Raw genomic sequence first — 5,525 nt, forward strand, 5'->3', positions numbered from 1 at the left:
TACTTACTCAATCAATTGATTGGCGCGGCGAAAACGACTGAACTTGTGATGCTGGGTGAAAAACTCACTAGCGAAGATGTCGCGCGTCTAAACTTAGTCAATAGCGTCGTGAGCAAAGATGAGCTTGACGCCAGCGTATTGGCCTTGGCAACGCGCCTAAGCAATCTGCCCGGTAAAGCTTTGGCATCAATGAAACATATGATTAACGTACATGCTTTTTCAGGTTTAAATGAAGCGCTCGATATGGAAGTTGACCAACAAACTATGATGGCAAAAACCGCTGACTTTGCTGAAGGTATCACTGCCTTTATGGAAAAACGTCAGCCCGTTTATCAAGGTAAATAAAAATTTCAAACGCTATCTTCTGGACTATCAACAAAAAGGCTGCCTAATTTAATAGCAGCCTTTTTGTTGGGTCATTTAATACGATTGATATATTTATTCATGAAGAAGCAGAAGCGCTCTTATCGTAACGCGGTAAGGTGAATATCTTGTCAAAACCTAAGGTAAATACAAAGGTATAAACCAAGAAAAATAGTAGTAACGCCGCCTCCATCATGAATGCTTTGATTAAACCAACGTCATACCAAATCATATATAGCGGTAGGCAAATCAATACCAGACCGCCTTCAAACCCTATCGCATGAGCGCTGCGGATTAATAAGGTACGCTTTTTAACCTGCTTGCGCCGCTCCCACGCTTCGAAAGCAGTATTGTATAAAAAGTTCCAGATAACCGCAGCTAATGACACCATCACCGCAACGGGTAACGACTCTGCCGCATCGCCGCCGCTAAGTTTCATCAGCACAAAGGTAGAAGCAATAATAGCGATAATCTCAAAGATAGTCACATAGACAATACGACGTTTGAGTGGGGATAAAGTAATCAACCAAGACTCCAAAGCACTTAGCACTTCAGTATAAACAAAAAGCTGCTTAGTAAAGTATCGGTCCGTCCCGAGATAGAAATGAGAAAAATTGCAGAGCCACGGTTTCCGCCTGCTTTTATATTATACATAAGATGACGAGAGAAACCAGTCGCAGCTTATTTTGCTGGCGGACCCCATTGATTGGTTTCAAGCTTGGTATCGCTCGCTAAAAATACCAGTAAGATAATAGAGCCTATCAATGGCAAAATAGATATCAAAAACCACCATCCTGAACGGCTAGTATCATGCAATCTGCGAATAGTCACTGCTAAGCCCGGCAAGAACAAACCAAGCGCTACAACGATATAGAATAGCCCTGTTTCTGAATTGAAGATAATCGCATCTAAAATCATCGCTATGATGACCAATCCCATTTGCACCAATACGAAATACCAATACTCTTTACGCCGAGCACGTCCAGAGAAATTGGTATAATTCCTTAGACCTTTTTTAAACCAGTCCATAATGCCATAGTTTGCCTCAGCACTATGATTATTAACCATCCCAGAATTTGGTAAAGGTGGCGGCGTTACTTTATCAAGCATATTTTTATTTTCCATAGGATTTATTATCACTCACCTTTAACGGTAGAGTCGTCAACTAAAACATTTAATCAACGACTTTGATTATAAGCACTCAATAAAAGTTTGCAAACCATTATTCATATTTTTCAAACATGTAAAAAACCCCGCATCATCACGATACGGGGTTCCTATTTAAATAAGAATTGTAAAACTTAAAAATACTTAACTTAAGCTTTAAGCAAAATTAGGTCAACTGAGCAACGTTAATTTTGTCCGCTTCTTCAGTATAGTCTTCCATACGATCAAAGTTCATGTATTTATAAACTTCATCGCCCATGCTGTTTAGCATGCCAGCGTATTGCTGGTATTCGTCGTTGGTTGGTAATTTACCAAGTACCGCCGCTACCGCTGCAAGCTCTGCAGAAGCTAGATAAACGTTTGCGCCTTGACCTAAACGGTTCGGGAAGTTACGGGTAGAGGTTGAAACGGCCGTAGATTTCGGTGCGATACGTGCTTGGTTACCCATACATAGTGAACAACCTGGCATTTCAGTACGAGCGCCGGCTTGAGCGTAGATGTTGTAATAACCTTCTTCCATCAATTGGCGCGCATCCATCTTAGTCGGTGGCGCAATCCATAGACGAGTTTTAAGGCTTCCCGCTGGTACGTCTTGTAGCAGTTTACCCGCAGCACGGAAGTGACCAATGTTGGTCATACATGAACCAATGAATACTTCATCAATGGTATCACCAGCGACGTCAGCCAATGTTTTAGCATCGTCTGGATCGTTCGGGCAGCAAAGAATTGGCTCTTTGATCTCGCTCATATCGATAGTCATATCGATGGCGTATTCTGCATCTTCGTCAGCACGCATGAGGCTTGGGTTCGCTAGCCATTCTTGCATTTGCTCAACGCGGCGGCTGATAGTACGCGCATCGCCATAGCCTTCTGAAATCATCCACTTAAGCAAGGTGATGTTTGAGTTTAGGTACTCAGTTACTGATTCTTCAGACAAAGTAATGGTACAACCAGCAGCACTACGCTCAGCTGACGCATCAGACAATTCAAACGCTTGCTCAGCGGTTAGGTCTTCTAGACCTTCGATCTCTAAAATACGACCATTAAACTCGTTGATTTTACCTTTCTTATCAACGGTCAAATAACCTTCTTTGATGGCTTGATAAGGAATCGCATGGACCAAGTCACGTAGCGTGATACCAGGTTGACGCTCGCCAACGAAGCGCACACGAACAGACTCAGGCATATCTAGTGGCATCACACCAGTTGCCGCTGCGAATGCAACCAAACCAGAGCCAGCTGGGAACGAGATACCCATTGGGAAACGCGTGTGCGAGTCACCACCAGTACCAACGGTATCTGGAAGTAGCATACGGTTCAACCAAGAGTGAATGATACCATCACCAGGACGTAAGCTGACGCCGCCACGGTTCATGATAAAGTCAGGTAGGGTGTGTTGAGTTTCAACGTCAACTGGCTTTGGATAAGCAGCGGTATGACAGAATGACTGCATCACAAGGTCTGCTTGGAAACCCAAACATGCCAAGTCTTTTAGCTCATCACGAGTCATAGGACCTGTGGTATCTTGCGAGCCAACCGTCGTCATTTTTGGCTCACAGTACATACCAGGACGCACGCCTTCTAGACCACAAGCTTTACCAACCATTTTCTGTGCAAGGGTAAAACCTTTACCGGTATCAGCTGGCTCTTCTGGCTTAGCAAATACGTCTGAATGACCAAGACCCATATATTCACTAGCACGATTGGTCAGAGTCATGCTTAGTGATTTTGCCTTCATAAGGGTAGATGTCAAACACATCGCCCATGTTTAGGTTATCAACGGCAACTTTTTCGATTGGTAAGGCGCCAGAATCTTCCATGGTGTTAAAGAAGATAGGAGCGATATTGTTACCAAGCACCAAACCGCCACCACGTTTGTTTGGTACGTTCGGGATGTCTTCGCCCATCAGCCACAATACAGAGTTGGTTGCAGACTTACGGCTAGAACCTGTACCGACGACGTCGCCAACATAGGCAAGTGGATGACCTTTCTCTTTTAATGCTTCGATTTGCTTCATTGGACCAACAACGCCCTCTTCGTCAGCAAAGATGCCGTCGCGAGAGTTTTTATGCATGGCCAACGCGTGCAATGGGATATCAGGGCGGCTCCACGCGTCTTGCGCTGGTGACAAGTCATCGGTGTTAGTTTCGCCAGTGACTTTAAAGGTGGTATAAGTGGTTTTTTCTGGTACTTCAGGACGGCTTAAGAACCACTCCGCGTCAGCCCAAGATTGCACCACTTCTTTAGCAATAGCATTGCCAGCTTCGGCTTTTTCGGTCACGTCATTGAACGCGTCAAATACGAGTAATGTTTTCTTTAACGCATCAGCAGCTTCTTGTGCGACTTCCGCGTCGTCTAATGCTGCAACCAATGGCTGAACGTTGTAACCACCTTGCATGGTGCCTAAGATTTCAACGGCTTTTTTCTTGCTGATAAGTGGTGAAGTCGCTTCGCCTTTAACAATAGCAGCTAAAAATGCAGCTTTAACATAAGCGGCTTGGTCAACACCGGCAGGAATACGGTTTTCTAACAAGTCCATCAAGAACGCATCTTCACCCGCTGGTGGGTTTTTAAGTAGCTCTACCAATTCTGCTACCTGCTTCTCATTTAGTGGAAGTGGTACAGTCCCTAGCTCAGCACGTTCTGCGACATGTTTACGATAAGCTTCTAACACAATAGTCGTCCTCGTCGGTTGGTGACCAGTACATCACGTGAGTAGTCAGGATGACAGCCTACATCGATGTACTGCATTGAATAATTATCCGTGCAATCATAGCTCAAAACGCTCAAAATGTTAATGGCTGAGCCGTGAAAAGGCGCAGAATAACGCCATATTGGACATTTATTATAAAAATAGTGCCATAACCAATATGATTAACGCGGTTAAATAAAAACCGTGTGCCTGCTATACTCTGACAACCTCAAAACCGATCAGATATTTTTTATCAGCGAATTTTTAGATGCGACTTGATAAAACACACTTTACCAATAAATATTAAGGATAATAAGATGGACGATAATGCCAATTATCATAAGGGTCTAAAAGTTCGTACCGAAGTGATGGGCGAGCAACATGTCAAACGCTCGCTCGATTCGGCGTCCCCATTTACCCAGCCGCTGCAAGACTGGATTATCGAACATGCTTGGGGCAGCACGTGGCAAGACGACACCATATTACCGCGCAAATATCGCTCATTAATTACCATGGCTTTCTTAATTGCGCAAAAAAGCCCAAATGAGCTCAAGGGACACATCCGAGGAGCAATTAATAATGGCGCCAGCGTCGCTGAAATCCGAGAAGTACTGATGCATAGCCTGCCTTATTGCGGCGCACCTGCTACCCAAGAAGCGTTTCGCGCAGCCATAGATGTGCTAAATGACATGGACATTGATATCAATAAATAAAACTAGGGTAAAGGTGCGCTTCGTAGTAGTCTTATTAGTGATAAAACCTTATTTAGCCTTAGTAGCTTTTTTGATTGTCTTAACAAGATTGCCCAAAAAACCTTGAGCCATTATCTGCTATAATAGCTGCATCCATAAAACATTCTAATAATGCCAAATCAAGGGTTAAGAGAACATTTGATTATGACAAACGCCGTACAAACCCACGTCCCCGCTGCCCGTGCAAAACCGAAAAAAGCCATCCAAGGCGAAAAGCTACGTGGCTACGACAAGGTAGCGCGTATCCCAATTAAAGTGATTCCGACCGTCGAGGCCAAGAAAAAGCCTGATTGGATTCGGGTTAAAATGTCGTCACCTGCGGAAGTAGCGCGTATCAAAGCCACTCTGCGTGAGCAAAAGCTTTATACCGTCTGTGAAGAAGCAGCTTGCCCGAATCTGCCGCAGTGCTTCGCTGATGGTACGGCAACCTTTATGATTATGGGTGATATCTGTACCCGTCGTTGCCCGTTTTGTGATGTCGGTCATGGTCGTCCAAATGAATTGGACAAAGACGAGCCACGCCATACCGCTGAGACCATTCAAGGTCTAG

At 44.4% G+C, this 5,525-nt stretch carries 4 protein-coding genes and 2 pseudogenes; 3 read left to right on the forward strand and 3 right to left on the reverse strand.

Going from position 1 to position 5,525, the window contains the following annotated elements; all coding sequences use genetic code 11:
- Window positions 1-345: enoyl-CoA hydratase-related protein (locus V7D75_RS05035; protein ID WP_333613670.1), on the forward strand; the 345-nt coding region annotated here is incomplete at its 5' end.
- Between the two features lie 97 nt (window positions 346-442).
- Here V7D75_RS05035 and V7D75_RS05040 read toward each other — a convergent pair.
- The 3 genes and pseudogenes from V7D75_RS05040 to V7D75_RS05050 all read right to left on the reverse strand — a co-directional run bounded on the left by V7D75_RS05040 (window position 443) and on the right by V7D75_RS05050 (window position 4,205).
- The gene (locus V7D75_RS05040; protein WP_200662878.1) at window positions 443-889 is read right to left on the reverse strand and encodes a PACE efflux transporter; all 447 of its coding nucleotides are present in this window, start codon (window positions 887-889) and stop codon (window positions 443-445) included.
- A gap of 155 nt (window positions 890-1,044) precedes the next feature.
- Window positions 1,045-1,488, reverse strand: a complete 444-nt coding sequence (locus V7D75_RS05045; RefSeq protein ID WP_333613671.1) for a DUF805 domain-containing protein — start codon at window positions 1,486-1,488, stop codon at window positions 1,045-1,047.
- A 208-nt stretch (window positions 1,489-1,696) separates the two neighbouring features.
- Window positions 1,697-4,205 (reverse strand): annotated as a pseudogene (locus tag V7D75_RS05050) (bifunctional aconitate hydratase 2/2-methylisocitrate dehydratase).
- Between the two features lie 335 nt (window positions 4,206-4,540).
- Between V7D75_RS05050 and V7D75_RS05055 the strand changes: the two are divergent.
- Both V7D75_RS05055 and V7D75_RS05060 read left to right on the forward strand, forming a co-directional pair.
- Entirely contained in the window at window positions 4,541-4,936 is a 396-nt protein-coding gene (locus V7D75_RS05055) for a carboxymuconolactone decarboxylase family protein (protein WP_201588869.1), read from the forward strand.
- A 183-nt stretch (window positions 4,937-5,119) separates the two neighbouring features.
- Window positions 5,120-5,525, forward strand: a pseudogene (locus V7D75_RS05060) (lipoyl synthase); the annotation flags it as partial.

The organism is Psychrobacter sp. (assembly GCF_036731945.1).
Lineage (GTDB): Bacteria > Pseudomonadota > Gammaproteobacteria > Pseudomonadales > Moraxellaceae > Psychrobacter.

What these genes read in the sequence shown, in the direction of transcription:
- V7D75_RS05045 (WP_333613671.1), bottom strand. Translation starts at nt 1,488, where the DNA reads ATGGAAAATAAAAATATGCTTGATAAAGTAACGCCGCCACCTTTACCA.
- V7D75_RS05055 (WP_201588869.1), top strand. Translation starts at nt 4,541, where the DNA reads ATGGACGATAATGCCAATTATCATAAGGGTCTAAAAGTTCGTACCGAA.